16 protein-coding genes are annotated in these 21,018 nt (G+C 69.5%); 13 read left to right on the forward strand and 3 right to left on the reverse strand.

Annotation, left to right across the window (positions count from 1 at the left end):
- Positions 1-197: 197 nt before the first annotated feature.
- From A5781_RS15475 to eccE, 12 genes are all read left to right on the forward strand, one after another.
- Positions 198-1,679 carry a PPE family protein gene (locus tag A5781_RS15475; RefSeq protein ID WP_067207711.1) on the forward strand — a complete coding sequence of 494 codons (1,482 nt, stop codon included), beginning with the start codon at positions 198-200 and terminating at the stop codon, positions 1,677-1,679.
- 346 nt (positions 1,680-2,025) lie between these two features.
- Positions 2,026-3,879, forward strand: coding sequence for a type VII secretion AAA-ATPase EccA (eccA, locus tag A5781_RS15480; protein WP_067207796.1), 1,854 nt, complete (start codon positions 2,026-2,028; stop codon positions 3,877-3,879).
- On the forward strand, positions 3,876-5,474 hold the full coding sequence (gene eccB / locus A5781_RS15485; RefSeq protein ID WP_067207714.1) for a type VII secretion protein EccB: 1,599 nt from the start codon (positions 3,876-3,878) through the stop codon (positions 5,472-5,474). Before eccA ends, eccB begins: the two co-directional genes overlap by 4 nt.
- Positions 5,471-9,454 carry a type VII secretion protein EccCa gene (eccCa, locus tag A5781_RS15490; RefSeq protein ID WP_067207718.1) on the forward strand — a complete coding sequence of 1,328 codons (3,984 nt, stop codon included), beginning with the start codon at positions 5,471-5,473 and terminating at the stop codon, positions 9,452-9,454. Before eccB ends, eccCa begins: the two co-directional genes overlap by 4 nt.
- A gap of 10 nt (positions 9,455-9,464) precedes the next feature.
- Positions 9,465-9,773, forward strand: coding sequence for a PE family protein (locus A5781_RS15495; RefSeq protein WP_067207722.1), 309 nt, complete (start codon positions 9,465-9,467; stop codon positions 9,771-9,773).
- Between the two features lie 3 nt (positions 9,774-9,776).
- A complete protein-coding gene (locus tag A5781_RS15500; RefSeq protein ID WP_067207725.1) occupies positions 9,777-11,273 on the forward strand; it encodes a PPE family protein in 1,497 nt (498 codons plus the stop codon).
- A 63-nt stretch (positions 11,274-11,336) separates the two neighbouring features.
- On the forward strand, positions 11,337-11,630 hold the full coding sequence (gene esxG / locus A5781_RS15505; RefSeq protein ID WP_066947442.1) for a type VII secretion system protein EsxG: 294 nt from the start codon (positions 11,337-11,339) through the stop codon (positions 11,628-11,630).
- A 41-nt stretch (positions 11,631-11,671) separates the two neighbouring features.
- Positions 11,672-11,962, forward strand: coding sequence for a WXG100 family type VII secretion target (locus tag A5781_RS15510; protein WP_066947446.1), 291 nt, complete (start codon positions 11,672-11,674; stop codon positions 11,960-11,962).
- Between the two features lie 10 nt (positions 11,963-11,972).
- Positions 11,973-12,842: an ESX secretion-associated protein EspG gene (locus tag A5781_RS15515; protein ID WP_067207729.1), complete on the forward strand. Its 870-nt coding sequence runs from the start codon at positions 11,973-11,975 to the stop codon at positions 12,840-12,842.
- A 50-nt stretch (positions 12,843-12,892) separates the two neighbouring features.
- A complete protein-coding gene (eccD, locus tag A5781_RS15520) occupies positions 12,893-14,356 on the forward strand; it encodes a type VII secretion integral membrane protein EccD (RefSeq protein WP_156624682.1) in 1,464 nt (487 codons plus the stop codon).
- Positions 14,353-15,747, forward strand: a complete 1,395-nt coding sequence (mycP, locus tag A5781_RS15525; RefSeq protein WP_067207736.1) for a type VII secretion-associated serine protease mycosin — start codon at positions 14,353-14,355, stop codon at positions 15,745-15,747. Before eccD ends, mycP begins: the two co-directional genes overlap by 4 nt.
- Complete coding sequence (gene eccE, locus A5781_RS15530) at positions 15,744-16,736, forward strand: type VII secretion protein EccE (RefSeq protein WP_067207740.1); 993 nt, start codon at positions 15,744-15,746, stop codon at positions 16,734-16,736. The genes mycP and eccE overlap by 4 nt, the downstream gene beginning before the upstream one ends.
- Here eccE and A5781_RS15535 read toward each other — a convergent pair.
- Positions 16,726-17,934, reverse strand: coding sequence for an alpha/beta hydrolase (locus tag A5781_RS15535; protein ID WP_067207744.1), 1,209 nt, complete (start codon positions 17,932-17,934; stop codon positions 16,726-16,728). The genes eccE and A5781_RS15535 overlap by 11 nt on opposite strands.
- A gap of 123 nt (positions 17,935-18,057) precedes the next feature.
- Here A5781_RS15535 and A5781_RS15540 point away from each other — a divergent pair, with 123 nt between their 5' ends.
- On the forward strand, positions 18,058-18,843 hold the full coding sequence (locus A5781_RS15540) for a trans-aconitate 2-methyltransferase (RefSeq protein ID WP_067207747.1): 786 nt from the start codon (positions 18,058-18,060) through the stop codon (positions 18,841-18,843).
- On the opposite strand, the gene A5781_RS15545 is transcribed toward A5781_RS15540, so the two are convergent.
- Both A5781_RS15545 and bluB read right to left on the reverse strand, forming a co-directional pair.
- Complete coding sequence (locus tag A5781_RS15545) at positions 18,840-20,243, reverse strand: sulfatase (RefSeq protein ID WP_067207751.1); 1,404 nt, start codon at positions 20,241-20,243, stop codon at positions 18,840-18,842. The genes A5781_RS15540 and A5781_RS15545 overlap by 4 nt on opposite strands.
- A gap of 37 nt (positions 20,244-20,280) precedes the next feature.
- Complete coding sequence (gene bluB / locus A5781_RS15550; protein WP_067207755.1) at positions 20,281-20,955, reverse strand: 5,6-dimethylbenzimidazole synthase; 675 nt, start codon at positions 20,953-20,955, stop codon at positions 20,281-20,283.
- Positions 20,956-21,018: the final 63 nt, after the last annotated feature.

Consider the following 21,018-nt stretch of genomic DNA (forward strand, 5'->3'; position numbering starts at 1 on the left):
GGAGTCCGGAGTCGCCGGGCTTTCCATGACTTTTCCATGAGTTGAGCGCGCGCCGGAACTTTTGCGCGCCGCCCCCCGACTACTACCGGGCTCATCCGTGCGTCGCCCAACAGCCCGGACGACGTCGCTCTCAGCCCGGCGAGGAGTCCCGGCATGGCGCTACGTGCATTGATCGATAGCTCGGCTGGTAGCCGAGGATGACCGCGCCGGTCTGGATGGCTTTCCCCCCGGAGGTCCATTCTGCTCAGCTGAGCAGCGGTCCCGGCCCGGCGGGCCTGCTGGCCGCCTCGGCGGCGTGGAGTTCGCTGAGCACGACCTACGCGTCGGCGGCGGACGAGCTGTCCGCGACCCTGGCCGCGACGCAGGCCGGGGCGTGGGAGGGGCCCACCGCCGAGCAGTACGCGGCCGCCCACGCGCCCTACCTGGCCTGGCTGATGCGGGCCAGCACCGACAGCGCGGCGGCCGCCGCCAGGCATGAGACCGCGGCCACGGCCTACACGGCGGCGCTGGCTGCCATGCCGACGCTGCCCGAGCTGGCCGCCAACCACACGATTCACGGCGCCTTGGTGGCGACGAACTTCTTCGGCGTCAACACGATTCCGATCGCGGTCAACGAGGCGGACTACGCGCGGATGTGGGTCCAGGCGGCCACCACGATGTCCACGTACCAGGCGGTCTCGACCGCTGCGGTGGCATCGACACCGCAGACCGACCCCGCGCCACAAATCGTGCAGGCCACCGACAGCGGCCAAGACAGTGACGACGACGGAATCGTCGACAACGACGGCGGTAACCCGTACCAGCTGAGCTGGTGGATCAACCGATTCACCGAGATTTTCCAGACTATAGCCAGAGATTTAGCGGAGTTTCCCACGGACCCGGCCGACGCAATAGAGGATTTGCTACAAGACATTTTCGGGCCTGCCGGACTCATCGCTGACGAGTTCACCCACGTGGGCGAGGCCCTTCAGGCGTTCCCGCAACTTGCTGCCGTTCCGTTCATCATGCCGGCCGGATTTGCGGGGGGCGTAGCGGGCTTAAGTCTGATGGCCGGAATCCAGCCGGCCCCAGCTCCCGTCGCCGCGCCGGCACCGGTGGCGTTGGCCCCGGCACCCAATGCGCCCGTCGTCAGCGGCGCTCCGGTCGTCGCGAGCGCTGCCCCGGCTACGGCGCCAGCGCCGTCTTCGGCCCCGACGTCGGCCCCGTCACCCGCGTCGGCCTCGGCGCCGGCAACCGCAGCCCCACCGCCGCCGTCCGCCGGTGTCGGTGGCGCCGCCTTTCCGTACATCGTCGGCGGTCCGACCGTGGGCTCCGGCACGGGCACGAGCGCCCGCGCGCGACGCAAGGCACCGGAGCCCGATTCGGCCGCCGCCGCGGCGGCGGCGGCGTCGTCGGCACGGGAAGCGCAGCGGGCCCGCCGGCGCCGGCGGGCGCCGATGAAAGATCGCTACCGCGGCTACGAGTTCGTGGACCTGGATCCGGATACCGACTCAGCGGGCGATCCGCTCGACGACGCGGGGTGGTCGGTCGCATCGGATCGCGGCGCCGGGCCGCTGGGTTTCGCCGGAACGGCGCGCAAGGGCGGCGCCGACGCGGCGGGCCTGGCGACGCTGGCCGGCGACGAGTTCGGCGGCGGCCCGACGCTGCCCATGTTGCCGGGCTCCTGGGAGCCGGACTAGCGGAGCCCGGATCGGCTTGCTCGGGACCGGAACTTTTCACCTACGGCGTACGACTATTGGCTTGTCCGGCGACCGGCGCGGCGGGGGACCTTCGGATTGATAATGAAAATGATTTTCGATAAGCTCGGCCGCTTAGAAGGCGCTGACAACGGCCTGCCAACCTGCTGCGGCTGCAGATAGACCGAAAATGCGGCTGATTTCGCTGGTTAGCATCCTCATTAGCGGTATTGAACTGGGAGTGGTGTGGTGAGTCGGACGGGCACGCGCGCCTCGACACTTAGCTTATGCAATGCTAACTTCAGGCGGGTCAAGTTAGGGGAGGCTACACAAATGGAAAGACGTGGCCGTGGAACTCGGTGACATCGGCGTGCTCGCCGCTCAACCCGTCAATTCCCGAGCGGACGTCAGGGTTGACGGCGACGTCGTCAGCCGCTTCGCCACCTGCTGCCGCGCGCTCGGCATCTCCGTGTACCAACGCCAGCGCCCGGCCGACCTCACCGCCGCGCGGTCCGGCTTCACCGCGCTGACCCGCATCGCCCACGACCAGTGCGACGCCTGGACCGGGCTGGCGGCCGCCGGTGACGTGTCCCTCCGGGTTCTGGAGGCGGTGTCGCAGACCGCGACCACGGCGGGCACGTTGCAGCGCAAGGTGGACCTGACGCCCGGGGCGCTCGGGTTCCGCTACGACACCGGGCTGTATCTGCAGTTCCGTGCCGCCACCCCCGACGACTTCCACCTTGCCTACGCGGCGGCCCTGGCCACGGCCGGCCGGTTCGCCGAGGCCGACCAGATCGTCACCGGCCTGACCGCGCGCCGCCCCAATTGGCGCGAAGCCCGATGGGTCGACGTCGTCATCAACTACCGCGCCGAGCGGTGGTCGGACGTCGTCAAGTTGTTGACGCCGGTCGTCAACGACGCCGAGCTCGACGAGGCCTTCTCCCACGCGGCCAAGATCGCGCTGGGCACCGCGCTGGCGCGGCTGGGCATGTTCGCCCCGGCGCTGTCGTACCTCGAGGAGCCCGACGGTCCCGTCGTGGTCGCGGCGGTCGACGGGGCGCTCGCCAAGGCGCTCGTGCTGCGCGCGCACGTCGACGAGGATTCGGCGAGTGAAGTGCTGCAGGACCTCTACGCGGCCCATCCGGAAAACGACCAGATCGAACAGGCCCTGTCCGACACCAGCTTTGGGATCGTGACCACCACCGCGGCCCGGATCGAGGCGCGCACCGACCCCTGGGATCCGGACACCGAGCCAAGCGCGGAGGACTTCGTCGACCCGGCGGCCCACGAGCGCAAGTCCGTGCTGCTGCACGAGGCCGAACTCCAGCTCGCCGAATTCATCGGTCTGGACGAGGTCAAGAACCAGGTGTCCCGGCTGAAGAGCTCGGTCGCCATGGAGCTCGTGCGCAAGCAGCGTGGGCTGGCCGTCGCGCAGCGCGCCCACCACCTCGTCTTCGCCGGGCCGCCCGGCACCGGTAAGACCACCATCGCCCGTGTGGTCGCCAAGATCTACTGCGGCCTTGGGCTTTTGAAGCGGGAGAACATCCGAGAGGTACACCGTGCCGACCTGATCGGTCAGCACATCGGTGAGACCGAGGCCAAGACCAACGCGATCATCGACAGCGCGCTGGACGGGGTGCTCTTCCTCGACGAGGCCTACGCCCTGGTGGCCACGGGCGCCAAGAACGACTTCGGGCTGGTCGCCATCGATACCCTGCTGGCGCGGATGGAGAACGATCGCGACCGGCTGGTGGTCATCATCGCCGGATACCGGGCCGACCTCGACAAGTTCCTGGACACCAACGAGGGCTTGCGTTCCCGGTTCACCCGCAACATCGACTTCCCTTCCTACGCACCGTCGGAGCTCGTCGAGATCGCGACCAAGATGGCCGAACAGCGCGACAGCGTCTTCGAACAGGCCGCGCTCGACCACATGGAGGCGTTGTTCACCAGGCTGGCCACCGAGTCGACGCCGGACGCCAACGGAATCTCGCGGCGCAACTTGGACATCGCCGGTAACGGTCGATTCGTCCGCAACATCGTCGAACGCTCCGAGGAAGAACGAGAATTCCGGCTCGACCATTCGGATCACGCCGGGACCGGGGAATTCAGTGACGAGGAGCTGATGACGATAACCGACCAAGACGTCGAGAACTCGGTGGAGCCGTTGTTGCGTGGCCTCGGGCTGTCGGTGCCGGCATGACGAATCCTGAAGCCGACGACCGGCGTTCATTCGCCTCGCGGACCCCGGTCAACGACAATCCCGACCAGGTCGAGTACCGCCGCGGTTTCGTCACCCGCCACCAGGTCACCGGCTGGCGCTTCGTGATGCGGCGCATCGCTTCCGGCATCGCCTTGCACGACACCAGGATGCTCGTCGACCCGCTGCGCACCCAGTCGCGCGCGGTGCTGATGGGCGTGGTCCTGCTCGCCACCGGCTTGGCGGGCTGCTTCGTGTTCTCGCTCATTCGGCCCAATGGGACCGCGGGGACCAACGCGGTGCTCGCCGATCGATCGACCGCCGCCCTATACGTACGGGTGGGCGACCAGCTGCACCCGGTGCTCAACCTGACGTCGGCCCGCCTGATCGTCGGGAAGCCGGTGAATCCCGCGACGGTGAAAAGCACTGAGCTGGACCGCTTTCCGCGTGGCAACCTGATCGGCATTCCCGGCGCGCCAGAACGCATGGTGCAAAACACCACTCGCGACGCCAACTGGACCGTGTGCGACGGCATCGGCGGCACGTCGCGCGCCGTGCACAGCACGGGTGTCACGGTGATCGCGGGCCGCCCCGACAGCGGCGGCGCGCGGGCGGCCAAAATCGATGCCAAACAGGCGATCCTGGTCGATAGCGGCAACAGCACCTGGCTGCTCTGGGACGGCAGGCGCAGCCAGATCAACCTGGCCGACCACGCGGTCACCAACGCACTTGGCTTGGGCCTGAACAACTCCGACGTGCCCGCGCCGCGGCCCATCGCGCTGGGGCTGTTCAACGCGATCCCCGAAGCGCCGCCACTTGCGGCGCCGGGCATCCCGAACGCCGGTTCGCCGGCCGGCTTCAGCGTGCCGGCGCCGATCGGGGCGGTCGTGGTTTCCTATGCGCTGGACCAGAATTCGTCGGGCGCGGCGCGCTACTACGCGGTGTTGCCGGACGGCCTGCAGCCCATCTCCCCGGTGCTCGCGGCGATCCTGCGCAACACCAACTCCTACGGCCTGGACCAACCGCCGCGGCTGGGTGCCGACGCGGTCGCCAAGCTGCCGGTGTCCCGGATGCTGGACACCTCGCGCTACCCCGACCAGCAGGTCACCCTGGTCGACGCGGCCAAGGACCCCGTCACCTGCGCCTACTGGAGTAAGCCTGCCGGCGCCGCCACCAGCTCGCTGAGCCTGTTGTCCGGCTCCGCGCTGCCGGTGCCCGAATCGATCCGCACCGTCGACCTGGTCGGCGCCTCCCCGGCAACCGCCACCCGCGTCGCCCTGGCGCCGGGCACCGGCTACTTCGCCCAGACCGTCACCGGCGGCGCAGGCGCGCCCGGCACCGGGTCGCTGTTCTGGGTGTCCGACACCGGGGTTCGCTACGGCATCGACAACGAGGCGGAGAACTCGGCCGCCGGGCGTGGCAAAACGGTTGAGGCCCTTGGCCTGACGGAGCCGGCGGTGCCCGTCCCATGGTCGGTGCTGGCACTGTTCGCCAGCGGCCCGGCGCTGTCGCGCGCCGACGCGCTGCTGGCGCACGACGGGCTGGCACCCGACAACAAGCCCGGCCGCGTGGCATCAGCAGAGGGAGCGCCCCGATGAGCCGACTCATCTTCGAAGCCCGCCGCCGGCTGGCGCCCCCGGTTACCCGCAAGGGCACCATCAACATCGAGGCGCCCCCCGAGCTGCCGCGGGTGATCCCGCCGTCGTTCCTGCGCCGGGCGATGCCCTATGTGCTGGTGATCCTGATCGTGGGCATGGTCGTCGCCCTGTTCGCCACCGGGATGCGGCTGATCTCCCCGCAGACGCTGTTCTTCCCGTTCGTGCTGCTGCTCGCGGCCACCGCGATGTACCGCGGCAACGACAACAAGACGCGCACCGAGGAGGTCGACGCCGAACGCGCCGACTACCTGCGCTACCTGTCGGTGGTCCGCGACAACATCCGCACCCAGGCCGCCCAGCAGCGGGCGGCGGCCGAGTGGTCGCACCCCGAACCGACCGCCCTGGCGAGCGTGCCCGGATCGCGCCGGCAGTGGGAGCGTGACCCGCACGACCCGGACTTCCTGGTGCTGCGGGCCGGCCGCCACCACGTACCGCTGAGCACCGCGCTGCGGGTGAACGACACCGCGGACGAAATCGACCTGGAGCCGGTGTCGCACAGCGCATTACGCAGCCTGCTCGACACCCACCGCATCGTGCGGGACGTGCCGACCGGAATCGACCTGACGAAGGTCTCGCGGATCACGGTGCTGGGTGAGGCGGAAGACGCGCGGGCGGCGATGCGCGCCTGGATCGCCCAGGCCGTGACGTGGCACGACCCGACGGTGCTGGGGGTGGCGCTGGTCACCCGCGACCTGGAGAGCCCGGACTGGTCCTGGCTGAAATGGCTTCCGCACACCGATGTTCCGGGAGAGCTCGACGGCGTCGGCCCGGCCCGTTTCCTGACGACCAACCCCGACGAGCTCGTCCTGCTGCTGGGCCCCGCGTTCGTCGACCGCCCGGCGTTCACCGGGGAGCCCGCCGACGCGCTGCGGCATCTGGTCATCGTGGTGGACGACCCCGACTTCGACCTGAACACCTCGACGTTGGCGCTGGGCCGGGCGGGCGTCACCGTCGTGCACCGCTCCGCGACACCGCCGCACCGCGAGCAGTATTCGGATCCGGAGAAGCCGATCCTGCGTGTCGGCGGGGGCAGCCCGGCGGGCGCCATCGAGCGCTGGCAGACCGGCGGCTGGCAGCCCTATATCGACGACGCCGACCTGCTCGGCGCCGACGAGGCCGCCCATCTGGCGCGCCAACTGTCGCGCTGGGACTCCAACCCGACCCACACCGGGTTGCGCTCGGCGGCCACCCGCGGTGCGACCTTCACCACGCTGCTGGGCATCCCGGACGCCTCGCGGCTGGACGTGCCCACACTTTGGGCGCCGCGCCAACGCGAAGACGAGTTGCGCGTACCCATCGGCGTCACCGCGACGGGCGAGCCGCTGTTCTTCGACCTGAAGGACGAAGCCGAGGGCGGGATGGGCCCGCACGGCCTGATGATCGGTATGACGGGCTCCGGAAAGTCCCAGACCCTGATGTCGATCCTGTTGTCGCTGTTGACAACTCACTCGGCGGACCGGCTGATCGTGATCTACGCCGACTTCAAGGGCGAAGCCGGTGCCGACAGTTTCCGCCATTTCCCGCAGGTCGTCGCGGTGATCTCCAACATGGCCGAGAAGAAGTCGCTGGCCGACCGGTTCGCCGACACCTTGCGCGGGGAGGTCGCCCGCCGCGAAACGCTGCTGCGTGAGGCCGGACGCCGCGTGCAGGGCAGCGCGTTCAACTCGGTGGTGGAGTACGAGGACGCGCAAAATTCGGGTGCGCCGGGCGCCGAAGATCTTCCGCCGATCCCGACGCTGTTCGTGGTCGCCGACGAGTTCACCCTGATGCTGGCCGATCACCCGGAATACGCGGAGTTGTTCGATTACGTGGCGCGCAAGGGCCGCTCGTTCCGCATCCACATCCTGTTCGCGTCGCAGACGCTGGACGTGGGCAAGATCAAGGACATCGACAAGAACACCTCCTACCGCATCGGGTTGAAGGTGGCCAGCCCCAGTGTTTCCCGCCAGATCATCGGCGTGGAGGACGCGTACCACATCGAATCGGGCAAGGAGCACAAGGGCGTGGGCTTCCTGGTGCCCGCCCCGGGCGCGACCCCGATCAAGTTCCGCAGCACCTACGTCGACGGCATCTACGATCCGCCGCAGAAGGCCAAAGCCTTTGTGGTGCACGCAACCCCGGAGCCCAAGCTGTTCACGGCCGGGCGAGTCGAGCCGGATCAGGACACGGTGATCTCGGCGGCCGACGACGAGGAATTCACCGGACCGCCGCGCAAGCTGATCGCCACCATCGGCGACCAGTTGGCGCGCTACGGCCCGCGTGCACCACAGCTGTGGCTGCCGCCGCTGGATGAGCCGATCCCGCTGACCGCCGTGCTGGCGCGCGCCGGGGTGCCACAGCGCCAGTGGCAGTGGCCGCTCGGTGAGATCGACAAACCCTTCGAGATGCGCCGCGACCCGCTGATGTTCGACGCCACCTCGTCGGCGGCAAACATGGTGATCCACGGCGGCCCGAAGTCCGGGAAATCGACTGCGCTGCAGACGTTCATCCTGTCGGCGGCCAGCCTGCACTCGCCACGCGACGTCACGTTCTACTGCCTGGACTACGGCGGCGGCAAGCTGCGGGCGCTGGAAGACCTGGCGCACGTCGGCAGCGTGGCCTCCGCACTGGAACCCGAACGCATCCGGCGCACCTTCGGGGAGCTGGAGCAGTTGCTGCTGTCGCGGCAGCGGCGCGAGGTGTTCCGCGACCGGCACGGCGCCGCCCCCGACGACGGGTACGGCGAGGTGTTCCTGGTCATCGACAACCTGTACGCGTTCGGCCGGGACAACACCGACCAGTTCAACACCCGTAATCCCTTGCTGGCCAAGGTAAGCGAGTTGGTCAACATCGGGCTCGCCTACGGTATCCACGTCGTGATCACCACCCCGAGCTGGCTCGAGGTGCCGCTGGCGATGCGTGACGGCCTCGGACTGCGCCTCGAGCTCAAGCTGCACGATCCGCGGGACAGCAACGTCCGGCTCGTCGGCGCGCTGCGGCGCCCCGCGGAATCCGTGCCGCACGACCAGCCGGGCCGCGGCTTGACGATGGCCGCCGAGCACTTCCTGTTCGCCGCGCCGGAGCTGGACCAGATTGCCGCGCTCAACGCCCGTCACCCGGGCGTGGCCGCGCCGCCGGTGCGTCTGTTGCCGACCAACCTCGCCCCCGAGGCGGTCGGTGCGCTCTACCGCGGCCCGGAGCAGGTGGTCATCGGCCAGCGCGAGGACGATCTCGCACCCGTCGTCGTCAACTTCGCCGACGAGCCGCTGCTGATGGTGTTCGGCGACAGCAAGTCGGGCAAGACCACGTTGCTGCGCAACATCATTCGCACCATCCGCGAGAACTCCACGGCCGACCAGGTCGCGTTCACCGTGCTGGACCGGCGGCTGCACCTGGTCGACGAGCCGTTGTTCGCCGACAACGAGTACACCGCCAACATCGACCGGATCATCCCGGCGATGCTGGGGTTGGCCAACATCATCGAGTCGCGGCGCCCTCCGGCGGGGTTGTCGCCCGGTGAGCTGGCCCGCTGGACCTACGCGGGGCACACCCACTACCTGATCATCGACGACGTCGACCAGATACCGGACTCGCCGGCGATGAGCGGCCCCTACATCGGGCAGCGGCCGTGGTCCCCGCTGATCGGGATCCTTTCGCAGGCGGCCGATTTGGGCCTGCGGGTGATCGTCACGGCGCGGGCCACCGGATCCGGGCACGCCCTGATGACCAACCCGCTGCTGCGCCGCTTCAACGACCTGCAGGCGACCACGCTGATGCTGGCGGGCAATCCGCAGGACAGCGGCAAGATCCGGGGTCAGCGATTCGGCCGGTTGCCGGCCGGGCGGGCGATCTTGTTGGGCGACAGCGATAGTCCGACGTACGTGCAGTTGGTCAATCCGTTGGTGGGTGAGGCCGCGATGTTTGGTGAAACGCAACAGTAAGGGGAGAGTCATGACGTTGCGAGTGGTTCCCGAGGGCCTGGCCGCGACCAGCGCCGCGGTGGAGGCGCTGACGGCGCGGCTGGCGGCCGCCCATGCGGCGGCCGCTCCGGCCATCACCGCGGTGGTACCGCCGGCGGTGGATCCGGTGTCGCTGCAGACGGCCGTCGGGTTCAGTGCGCAGGGCCAGGAGCACGCCGCGGTCGCCGCCCAGGGCGTGGAAGAGCTCGGCCGCGCCGGCGTGGGCGTCGGCGAAGCCGGCGCCAGCTATCTCGCCGGAGACACCTCGGCCGCCGCGACGTACGGGTTCGCGGGCGCCTGAGAAATGACGTCGCCCGTTGCCCCCGTTTGGATGGCCTCGCCGCCCGAGGTGCATTCGACGCTGCTGAGCGCCGGTCCTGGACCGGGGCCGCTGCTGGCGGCCGCGGGCGCGTGGACCGCGCTGAGCACCGAATACGCAACGGCGGCGGCCGAACTCACCGGGGTACTGGGGGAGACCCAGGCGGGGGCGTGGGAGGGGCCCAGCGCCGAGCAGTACGCGGCCGCGCACGCGCCGTATCTGGCGTGGCTGCAGCAGGCCAGTGCCGACAGCGCGGGCGTGGCCATGCAACACGAGATCGCGGCGGCGGCGTATACGGCCGCCCTGACGGCGATGCCGACGCTGGGGGAGCTGGCCGCCAACCACGCCGTGCACGGGGTGTTGGTGGCGACGAACTTCTTTGGTGTCAATACGATTCCAATCGCGCTCAACGAGGCCGACTATGCGCGGATGTGGGTCCAGGCCGCCACCGTGATGGGCGCTTATCAGGCCACCTCGGGGGCGGCGCTCGCCGCCGCGCCGCGCAGCGCCCCGGCGCCGTCGATCGTGCGTCCGGGCGGTGAGGCCAACAGTCTCGCGGCCGACGCCTCGCAGAACACGCCCGGGGATTGGTGGCAGAACCTCATCCAGCAGTTGTCCAAGTTCCTGCAGGACTTCTTCCAGAACATCCAGCAGATGCTGCAAAACTTCTTCTCGAACCTGCCGGCGTTTCTGGCCGCCAACGGTCCACTGCTTTTCTTCGTTGCCTACCAGGTGTTCTTCAACGCCGTCGGCTGGCCGACCTGGGGTGCGATCCTGACCGCACCCTTCCTCATCCCGCTGCTGCTCGGAATCGGCCTGAGTTCCTTGCTTTCCGCGCCCGCCGAAATCGCGCCGGTGGCGGCCGGCGCCGCCGCGACACCGCTCGTGACGTCGACCAGGCCGGCGTCGTCGCTACCGGCGGTTGCGCTGGCCCCGACGGTCGCGAGTCCCGCTGGTGCCCCGGCCAGTTCGGTTGCCGCGGGCTCCGGTGCGGCTCCCGCACCCGCCGCGGCGCCGGCACCGAGCACCCTCGCTTACCTGGTCGCCTACGGCGGCGACCCGGACCCCGCCATCGGCCCGAAGGTGGGCGGTCGCGGAGGTGCCAAGGCGCCGGCGGCGACCATCCCCGCGGCCGGCGCGGCGGCGGCCAGCCGGGCCGAAGCGCGTGCGCGGCGGCGCCGGCGCGCCGCAATGCGCGACCACGGCGACGAATACCTGGATATGGAGTCCGACATCGGCATACCACCGGACTACGGCGACGAGGAGCGCCTGGCCGCGGCGGTGGCATCGGGCGCGGGGGCCGGAACGCTGGGCTTCGCGGGAACCGCGCGCAAGGAGAACACCTTCCGCCCGGCCGGATTGACCAAGCTCACCGACGGCGAATTCGGCGGCGGCCCAAGAATACCGATGATGCCCGGCACCTGGGACCACGAGGCGGACCGAGACCCGGGGCATCCGACCGAGCCGAGGGAAGGGGGCTAACGCAGTCAGCACCATGCTCGTCAGTCAGCGAAACCCCTTGAGACCGAACAGAAAGGAATCAACATGAGTATGTTGGACGCTCATATTCCGCAGTTGGTGGCCGCGCAATCGGCATTCAGCGCCAAGGCGGCCCTGATGCGCAGCACCATCAGCCAGGCCGAGCAGGAAGCGATGTCGGCGCAGGCGTTCCACCAGGGCGAGTCTTCGGCCGCGTTCCAGGCCGCGCACGCCCGCTTCGTCGAAGCCGCCGCCCGGGTCAACACCCTGCTGGACATCGCACAGGCCAACCTCGGCGACGCAGCGGGCACCTACGTGGCCGCCGACGCCGCCGCCGCTTCCGGCTACACCGCCTTCTGATCCAGCCGCTTCAGACGCCACCAACCGCGAAAGGACTTGTCATGTCCCAGATCATGTACAACTACCCGGCGATGTTGAGCCACGCCGCCGACATGTCCGGCTACGCCGGCACGCTGCAGGGGCTCGGTTCGGACATCGCCAGCGAGCAGGCAACGCTGTCGAACGCCTGGCAGGGCGACACCGGTATGACCTACCAGGCGTGGCAGGCCCAGTGGAACCAGGCCATGGAGAGCCTGGTGCGGGCCTACCAGGCGATGGCCAGCACCCACGAATCCAACACCATGTCCATGCTCGCCCGGGACCAGGCCGAAGCCGCCAAATGGGGCGGTTAATCCTTGTTTCATGAACACTGAGCCGAACGCCGTCGAACTTACGGTCGATCACGCGTGGTTCATAGCGGAAACCATTGGGGCGGGTAGCTTCCCGTGGGTACTCGCGATCACCTCGCCCTATAGCGATGCCGCGCAACGCCACGCGTTTCTCGAGCGTCAGAAGGCCGAGCTGACCCAGTTGGGTCTGGTATCGGAGGGTGGAGTCGTCCACCCGGCGGTGGCCGACTGGATCAGAGTGGTGTGCTTCCCGGAGCGATGGCTCGACCTGCGCTACGTGGGCCCCGCAAAGGACACCGGCACCGGGGAGCTGCTGCGCGGCATCGTGGCGCAGCGCTCTGCAACGACCGCCAGGACGATCGTGGCGCTGCGCAGCGCGCAGCTGATCACGTTCACCGCCATGGACATCGACGACCCGCGTGCGTTGGTTCCGGTCCTCGGCGTCGGGCTCGCGCAGCAACCGCCGGCCCGATTCGACGAGTTCAGCATGCCGACGCGGGTCGGTGCGCGGGCCGACGAGCGGCTGCGTTCGGGTGCCTCCCTGGCCGAAGTCGTTGACTACCTTGGTATCCCGCAGCCGGCGCGGCAGGTGGTGGAGTCGGTGTTCAACGGGCCGCGCAGCTACGTCGAAATCGTCGCCGGCTGCCATCGCGACGGGCGGCACGCCACCACCGAGGTGGGGATGAGCATCGTCGACGCGGCCGCGGGGCGGGTCCTGGTCAGCCCGTCCCGCGCATTCGACGGCGAGTGGGTGTCGACCTTCGCCCCCGGCACACCCTTCGCGATCGCCCTCGCGCTTGAACAGCTGACCGCGTTACTGCCGGACTCCGAATGGTTCTCCGGCCACCGGTTGGCCAGAGATTTCACTGCACAACACGCATAACCCCCAATTGACGAAATTCCACTAGAGAAGAGAGCAACGATGTTTCAGGTATGGCCCCAGCGTGTTTCGAGGGTCCGGTGACGTCCGGCGCCGTGATGCCGATCGTCCGCGTGGCAATCCTCGCGGACAGCAGGCTGACGGAAATGGCGTTGCCCGCCGAGCTGCCGCTGCGGGAAATCCTGCCCGCCGTCCAGCGTTTGGTGGTTCCCGCGACAGCGAACGGCGACTCCGACGACACCGCCCGAGGGACGGCCGACCTCGGCGCGGCGACCCAACTGAGTCTCGCCCCGATCGGCGGCGCGCCGTTCAGCCTGGACGCCAGCCTGGACACCGTCGGGGTCGTGGACGGTGATCTGCTGGCGCTGCAGCCCGTGCCCGTCGGGCAGGCGGCTCCCGGCATCGTCGAGGACATCGCCGACGCCGCCATGATCTTCTCGAACTCACGGCGCAAGCCTTGGGGCGCAACGCATATCCAGCGTGGCGCGCTGGCTGCGGTGATCGCCGTCGCGTTCCTGGCCACCGGACTCTCGGTCACCTATCGCGTCGCCACCGGCGCGCTGGCCGGGCTGGTCGCGGTCAGCGCGGTCGCGGCGGTGACCGCGATCGTCGGCTTGCTGGTCGCGGCGCGCTCGCCGCGCACCGGGACGGCGTGCGCGATCGCCGCGCTGGTGCCGATCGGTGCCGCGCTGGCATTGGCGGTGCCCGGACGGTTCGGAGCTGCGCACATCATGCTCGCCGCGGCCGGCGTGACCGCATGGTCGCTGATCGCCCTGATGGTGCCCAGCGCGGAGCGGGAGCGCATCGTCGGATTCTTCACCGCGACCGCGGTGGTGGGAGCGGGGGTGCTGCTGGCCGCCGGCGCCGGGGTGCTCTGGCACCTGCGGCCGCTCGCCATCGGCTGCGGGCTGATCGTCGCGGCGCTGCTGGTCACCGTCGAGGCGGCTCAGCTCTCGGCGCTGTGGGCGCGCTTCCCGCTGCCGGTCATCCCGGCGCCCGGCGACCCCACCCCCTCGGCCCCCTCGTTGCGGGTGCTCGAGGATCTGCCGCGGCGGGTGCGGATCAGCGATGCCCATCAGAACGGATTCATCGCTGCCGCAGTGCTGCTCAGTGTCCTGGGCTCGGTGGCGATCGCACTGCGCCCCGAGGCGCTGAGCGGCGTGGGCTGGTACGTCTTGGGCGCCACGGCGGCAACATCCGTCCTGCGCGCCCGGGTATGGGATTCGGCCGCGTGCAAGGCGTGGCTGCTCGCGCAGCCCTACCTGGCCGGGGGCGTCCTGCTGGTGCTCTACACCGCGACCGGGCGCTTCGGCGCCGCCCTTGGTGCGGCGCTGGTGCTCGTCGTGCTGGCCGTGGTGTGGATAGTGGTGGCCCTCAACCCGCGCATCGCCGAGCCGGAGAGCTATTCGCTTCCGGTGCGCCGGCTGGTGGGCTTCGTCGCGGCCGGGCTCGACGCGTCACTCATCCCCGTCATGGCCTACCTGGTCGGCATCTTCACCTGGATACTCAATCGATGATTCGGTCCGGATCGGCCTGTCTCGCGGCGGCTTCGGCGGTCGTGCTGTGGACGTGTCCGTCGGCGTTGGCCATCGATCAGCCGAAGGTCGATCCGGGCGTCCCGCCGCCGAGCGGGGCCCCCGGCCCCGTGCAGCCAATGGAGCAGCGCGGCCCGTGCAGCGTCTCCGGGGTCATCCCCGGCAGCGATCCCGCGGCCGTCACGCCCAGCCAGGCGACGCTGAATCTGTCTGGGGCATGGCAATTCTCGCGTGGTGACGGCCAGGTGGTGGCCGTGCTCGACACGGGGGTGCGGCCGGGTCCGCGGCTGCCCAACGTCGATCCGGGTGGTGACTTCGTCGAGACGACCGACGGCCTGACCGACTGCGACGGCCACGGCACCCTCGTGGCCGGCCTCATCGCCGGCCAGCCCGGCGACGACGGTTTTGCCGGTGTGGCGCCCGCGGCGCGCGTGGTGTCGATCAGGACGACGTCGGCCAAGTACTCACCCCGCACCCCCGGCGGCGACCCCCTGATGGCGCGGGCGTCGTCGGACGTCGCCACCCTGAGCCGCGCGATCGTGCACGCGGCCGACCTCGGCGCCCGGGTGATCGACATCTCCACGCTCACTTGCCTGCCCGCCGACCGGCCCGTCGACCAGGCCGCCCTCGGCGCTGCGATTCGCTACGCCGCGGTGGAGAAGGACGCGGTGATCGTGGCCGCCGCCGGCAACACCGGTCCGACCGGATCGGTCGCCGGCGGCACGTCCTGCGAGTCCAACCCGCTCACCGACCTGAGCCACCCGGACGATCCGCGCAACTGGGCCGGTGTCACCTCGATCTCCATCCCGTCCGTGTGGCAGCCGTACGTGCTGTCGGTGGCCTCCCTGACACCGGACGGGCAGCCGTCGAAGTTCACCATGGCCGGGCCGTGGGTGGGCATCGCGGCGCCGGGCGAACGGATCGTGTCGGTCGGCAACGCCGACGGCGGCGGCCTGGCCAACGGGCTGCCCGATGAGCATCAGCAAGAGGTGGCCATGAGCGGCACCAGCTATGCGGCCGGCTATGTGGCCGGCGTCGCGGCGCTGGTCCGCAGCAAGTACCCCGACCTCAACGCCACACAGATCGTGCATCGCATCACCGCGACTGCGCACAATGGCGCCCGGGCGCCGTCCAACGTCGTCGGTACCGGCAGCGTGGACCCGGTGGCGGCCTTGACCTGGCAACTGCCCGTAGGCAATCAGGCTCCAGCGGCGCCGGTCAAGCCGGTCGCCGTCCCGCCGGCACCCGCGCCCAAGGACACCACCCCGCGGACCGTGGCGCTGGCCGGAACCGCCGCGCTGGCTGTGCTTGTCGCAGTCGCGGGCGCGGTCGCCGCCACCGCCACCCGCCGACGAAAGGACCCCACCCCGTGAGCCTGCAGCGCTGGACACCCATCCCCGGACCCGGCCGAATCACGCTGGCGTTGCTGGCCGTCGTCCCGGCGGTGATGGCCTACCCCTGGCGGTCGCCGCGCGATTACTGGCTGCTCGGCATCGCCGCGGTCGTCGTGCTCGTGCTGTTCGGCTGCTGGCGCGGTTTGTATTTCACCACGCTGCTGCGCCGCCGGCTGGCGATCATGGGACGCGGCGAGGTGACCGCACCCGAATCCGCTTCTGCCACCGCGACAACCGCGCTGCTGCGGGTCGGGGCGCCGGGTGGCGACGCGGCCGATGCACTGCCGCTGCCCTTGATCGCCCGCTACCTGGACCGTTACGGCATCCGCGCGGACAAGGTCCGGATCACCAGTCGCGACAACGCATCCGATGCGTCCAGGCGCGAGACGTGGATCGGGCTCACGATATCGGCCACCGACAACCTGGCCGCGCTGCGCGCCCGCTCCGCGCGCATCCCGTTGGATGAGACCGCACAGGTGGCGGCGCGCCGGCTGGCTGACCACCTGCGGGAGCTCGGCTGGGAAGTCAGCAGCGTCGCGCCCGACGACGTCCCGCGGTTGCTCACCTCCAACCCCCGCGAGACGTGGTCCGCGGTACAGCGCGGCGCATCGGATTACCTTGCGGCATACCAGGTTAAGGTCAACGGTGAGTTGGCCGAGACCCTGGAGTCGATCCGGGCTTATCCGGCGCGGGAGACGTGCATGGCGATGGAGATCGCCGGCGACGGGATCCACAACACCGTTGCGGCCGCGTGTGCCTTCCTGACCGCCACGCCACCGGAGCGGACCGTGCCGGTGTCCGGGCTGATCCCGCAGCGCGGCAATCACCGGCTGGCGCTCGAGGCGCTGGATCTGTTGTCCACGCGGCGGCTGGACGGGCACACCGATGCCCCAGCGGCCCTGCTGGCGGAGCTGGACTGGCCGACGCTGCCGGACGAGGCACCGTCGACCGAACCCGTTAGAACATAACGGTCTGCAGGAACGCGGTCATCCGGCGCAGATAGTCCAGCTGGCTGACGTGTAGCACGTGGCTGCCCGGAAACCAGTGCAGCGCACAATGATCCCAATGTTCCCACAGCTTGACGGCATGATCCGGCGGCGCCATCCGATCGCCGAGCCCGGTGATGATCATCCGCCTGTCCTTGTCCAGCAGCGGCCGATAGGTCAGCGGGCAGTGGTAGGACAGGCCGTCCCATAACTCCGCGCGGCTGATGTGCGACAACCGCAGCCCCAGCCGCACGAGTTTGTTGGCCGGAAACCATTCGTCGAACAGAGTCGCCGGGGTGACGACGGGACAGTTCGGGATGACGGCCTCGAGCCGGTCGTCGACCGAGGCCACCAGCGCCGAGGTGTAACCACCCAGCGATATCCCGGTCAGCGCGATACGGTCGACGCCGGTGCCGCGCAGGTAATCGACGATGGACCGGAAGTCGTGCACGGCCTGAGCCATCGACTCCGCGAAACCGCTGAGACCGCCGGCGAAATAGCCGAAACCGCTGAACGGCGAAAGCCTTTCGGCGCGCTTGCCGTGAAACGGCAGGGTATACATCAGGACGTCGTAACCGGACCGGTAGTACCACGGCAGCGCGAAGAACCGCCCGTTGGCCAGATACGACGACCCCATGAAGCCGTGGATGACACACAGCGTGGGACGCGGCCCGTCGTCGTGGCGCCAGTGCTGCGCGCGCACGGTGTTGTTGGACTTCCACGCGCCCCACTGCTCGCGCATCGCGGGGTTGATGGCCGTGAAGCTGCTTTCGAACGCGATGTTTTCCACCGTGCCGCCGGCGACCCACTCGGTCAGCGGGCTGGCCGGTCGTGACGTGACCCGCGGCGGTTCGGTCGGCGCGGGAAACGACTTCATCGGGTCGCGCTGCGCGCCCAGCTCGGCATAGAAGTTCAGGTTCGCGCGCTCGGCGCCGGTATCGGTGTGCCGCAGGGAAGCGGCGAGTACGGCCGGGGCCACCGTCGCGGTAAGCAGCGACGACACCCAGGTGCGCAGGGCGAGGTCGCCGATGGCGGAGCCCTCGACTACCATGCGCTGGCGGGGGGACAACGCGGAATTCGGGGGCAATCCGCCGACGTCGAGCGGTACGTCAGCGCCCTTGAATGCACCGGGAATGTCCGGAACGGGAATGGGCGGATCAATCGAAGTGTCGGGCGCCACGAACGCCGATGCTAACCGGCCGGCGCCGCTCCCGGGGCCACTTGGGCGGCGCCGGGGCGCCATGCGGTAATACGGTTGGTCTATCTGCCGACTAGTGACGGCGCGTTGATCAGGAGGACCGACATGTGGGATCCAGATGTCTACCTGGCCTTTGCGGATCATCGCAGCCGGCCCTTCTACGACCTGCTGTCACGGGTGGGGGCCGAGCGGGCCCGGCGGGTCGTCGATCTCGGTTGCGGGCCCGGCCACCTGACCAAGTACCTGTCGCGGCGCTGGCCGGAAGCGGTGATCGAGGCGATGGATACCTCGCCGGAGATGGTCGCCGCCGCAAAGGAACGCGGCATCGAGGCCGTCGTCGGCGACTTGCGGGACTGGAAGCCCAAGCCCGATACCGACGTCGTGGTCAGCAACGCCGCCCTGCATTGGGTGCCCGAGCACGCCGACCTGCTGGTCCGCTGGGTGGACGAGCTGCCCGCCGGCTCGTGGATCGCCGTCCAGATTCCCGGCAACTTCGAGACGCCGTCACACGCCACGGTGCGGACATTGGCCCGGCGTGAGCCCTACGCAAAAGCGATGCGTGACATACCGTTTCGTGTCGGTGCCGTGGTGCAACCGCCGATTCAGTACGCCAACCTGCTGCTGGACGCCGGATGCAAGGTCGACGTCTGGGAGACCACCTACCTGCACCAGTTGTCCGGTGACAATCCGGTGCTGGAATGGATCACCGGGACGGCGCTGGTTCCGGTGCGCGAGCGGCTGAGCGCCGAAGACTGGGAGCGGTTCCGCGAGGAACTCATCCCGCTGCTCAACGACGCCTACCCGCCCCGGCCCGACGGCACCACGATCTTCCCGTTCCGGCGGGTGTTCATCGTCGCCGAGGTCGGCGGCTCGCGGCGCTCCGCCGGCTAACCGCTCGCTTCCTTCTCGATGCCCCGTTCGGCAGCTATCGCCGAGCGGGAGGTCGGCTTCATCCGATGAATCTGCAGATACGTCTCGGTATAACGCGCCGAGATGCGGGTGCCGGCGAACTCCGACGGGATGACGTCACCGGTGCGCTGGCGCCAATCATGAAGCTGGACAGCTAAATCCGCCGCGATCTTGTCCGCACCCGCGACGTCACCAGCCAGCAGGTTGGTGGTCTCGGTGGGATCGGTGCGCAGATCGTAGAGTTCGCGCTCCGGGCGCGGGCCGGTGACGAACGGTGCCACCGCCATGCCGGACGGGCTCTCCTCGATATCCAACGGCAGGTCGAGCAGCGGCCGGGGCACGTAGTTCTCGATGTAGCTGTATTCCTTGGTGCGAATCGCGCGGATGGGATCGAAGGAGTCGTGATAGGTCTTCGTCGTGTACACGTGGTCTCGGACCGGCACGGTGTGCGGGTCCGGGGCGACCAGGGCGCGCGCGTGCGACACGCCGTCGACATCGTCGGGAACGTCGAGGCCCAGCAGGCCCAGCAGCGTCGGCAGCAGGTCCACGCCGCTGAAGAGTTCGTCGTACACGCGCGGGGTCAGGGCCCGGCCGGTGGGGGGCCGGATGATCATGCCGATGCCGGTTCCCGCGTCGTACAGCGTGGATTTCGCGCGGGGGAACGCCGGGCCGTGATCGGTGAAGAACACCACCCAGGTGGTGGCGTCCAACCCGGTTTCGGCCAGCGTGTCCAGCAGCCGGCCGACCGCGGCGTCGGCCGTCGCGATCGCCCCGTAGAAGCTGGCGAGGTCGCCGCGCACCTCGGGGGTGTCGGGTAGGTAGTCGGGCGGGTCGACCTCCGCGGTGTCCGCCGGCTCGTAGCGGTCCCGCGGATACGGCCGGTGCGTCTCGAAGAAGCCGGCGGTCAACAGGAACGGCTGGCCCGCGAGATCTTCGGTGCCTTCGCGCAGCCACTCGCCCGCCTTGCCCACCACGTACTCGCAGTACGAGTTCGACACGTCGAACTCGTCGAAGCCCAGCCGCTGCGGGTAGGACGTCTCGTGCTGCATGCCGAAAAGCGCCGAGTACCAACCCGCGTCGGTCAATATCTGGGGCAGGGTGCGCACGCCGGTGCGGTATTCCCAGCCGTGGTGCGCCAGCCCGATGAGGCCGTTGGTCTGCGGGTAGCGGCCGGTGAACAGCGACCCGCGCGACGGCGAGCACAGCGGCGCGGTGGCGTGCGCCCTGGTGAACAGGATGCCCTCGGCGGCAAGGCGGTCCAGCCGGGGGCTGGAGACGTCCGGGTGGCCGTAGACGCCCAGATAGCGCCCCAGGTCGTGCCAGTGCACGATTAGCACGTTGTCCTGTCGGTCGGCTGCTTCGCCCGGCGCCAATTGCGTCACCTCTCCAATTTGCCCGCGACCGGCGACGATACCGCAGCTACTCGGGGGGACCCTGGGCGCGCCGACTCCAGCGGTTCTCGCAGACGAACTCCGAGAGTGGGCGGGCGACGGCCCAGCCGTCCAGTTCCAACGCGGGCCGATCGGGGAATTCGGGCACCGGTCCCAGGCACAGAATGGCCACCGGCTCCGCCCCGGCGGGCATCTCGAGCAGGGCCGCCAACCGGTGCGGGTCGAACAGCGAAACCCAGCCCATGCCAAGGCCTTCGGAGCGCGCCGCCAGCCACAGATTCTGGATCGCGCACGACACCGACGCGAGGTCCATCTGCGGTAGCGTCCGCCGGCCGAACACGTGCCGCTCCCGGTCGTCGCCCAGCGCCACCACCAGAAGCTCGGCGCATTCCAGGATGCCTTCGACTTTCAGCGCCAAAAACTCCTCGCCCCGCTCGCCCAGGGCCGCGGCGGTGAGCGGGCGCTCTTCGTCGACGAGCGCGTGGATGCGCCGCCGCAGCCCGTCATCGGTGATCCGGATGAAACGCCACGGCTGCATCAGGCCGACGCTGGGCGCCGCGTGGGCCGCCTGCAGCAGGCGGGCCAGCACGTCCTCGGCCACCACGCCCGGTGAGAACCGGCGCATGTCCCGCCGTTCGGAGATCACCCGATAGACGGCCCGTCGCTCCTGCGGGCTGAAGCCCTCCTCGCTCACGGGAGTCATCGTAGGAAATCCGCGTTAGCGTGAACCCAGTCCGCAGCACGGACCCGGCGAACACCCGAGAAA

Source organism: Mycobacterium sp. 852002-30065_SCH5024008, assembly GCF_001665645.1.
Lineage (GTDB): Bacteria > Actinomycetota > Actinomycetes > Mycobacteriales > Mycobacteriaceae > Mycobacterium > Mycobacterium paraffinicum.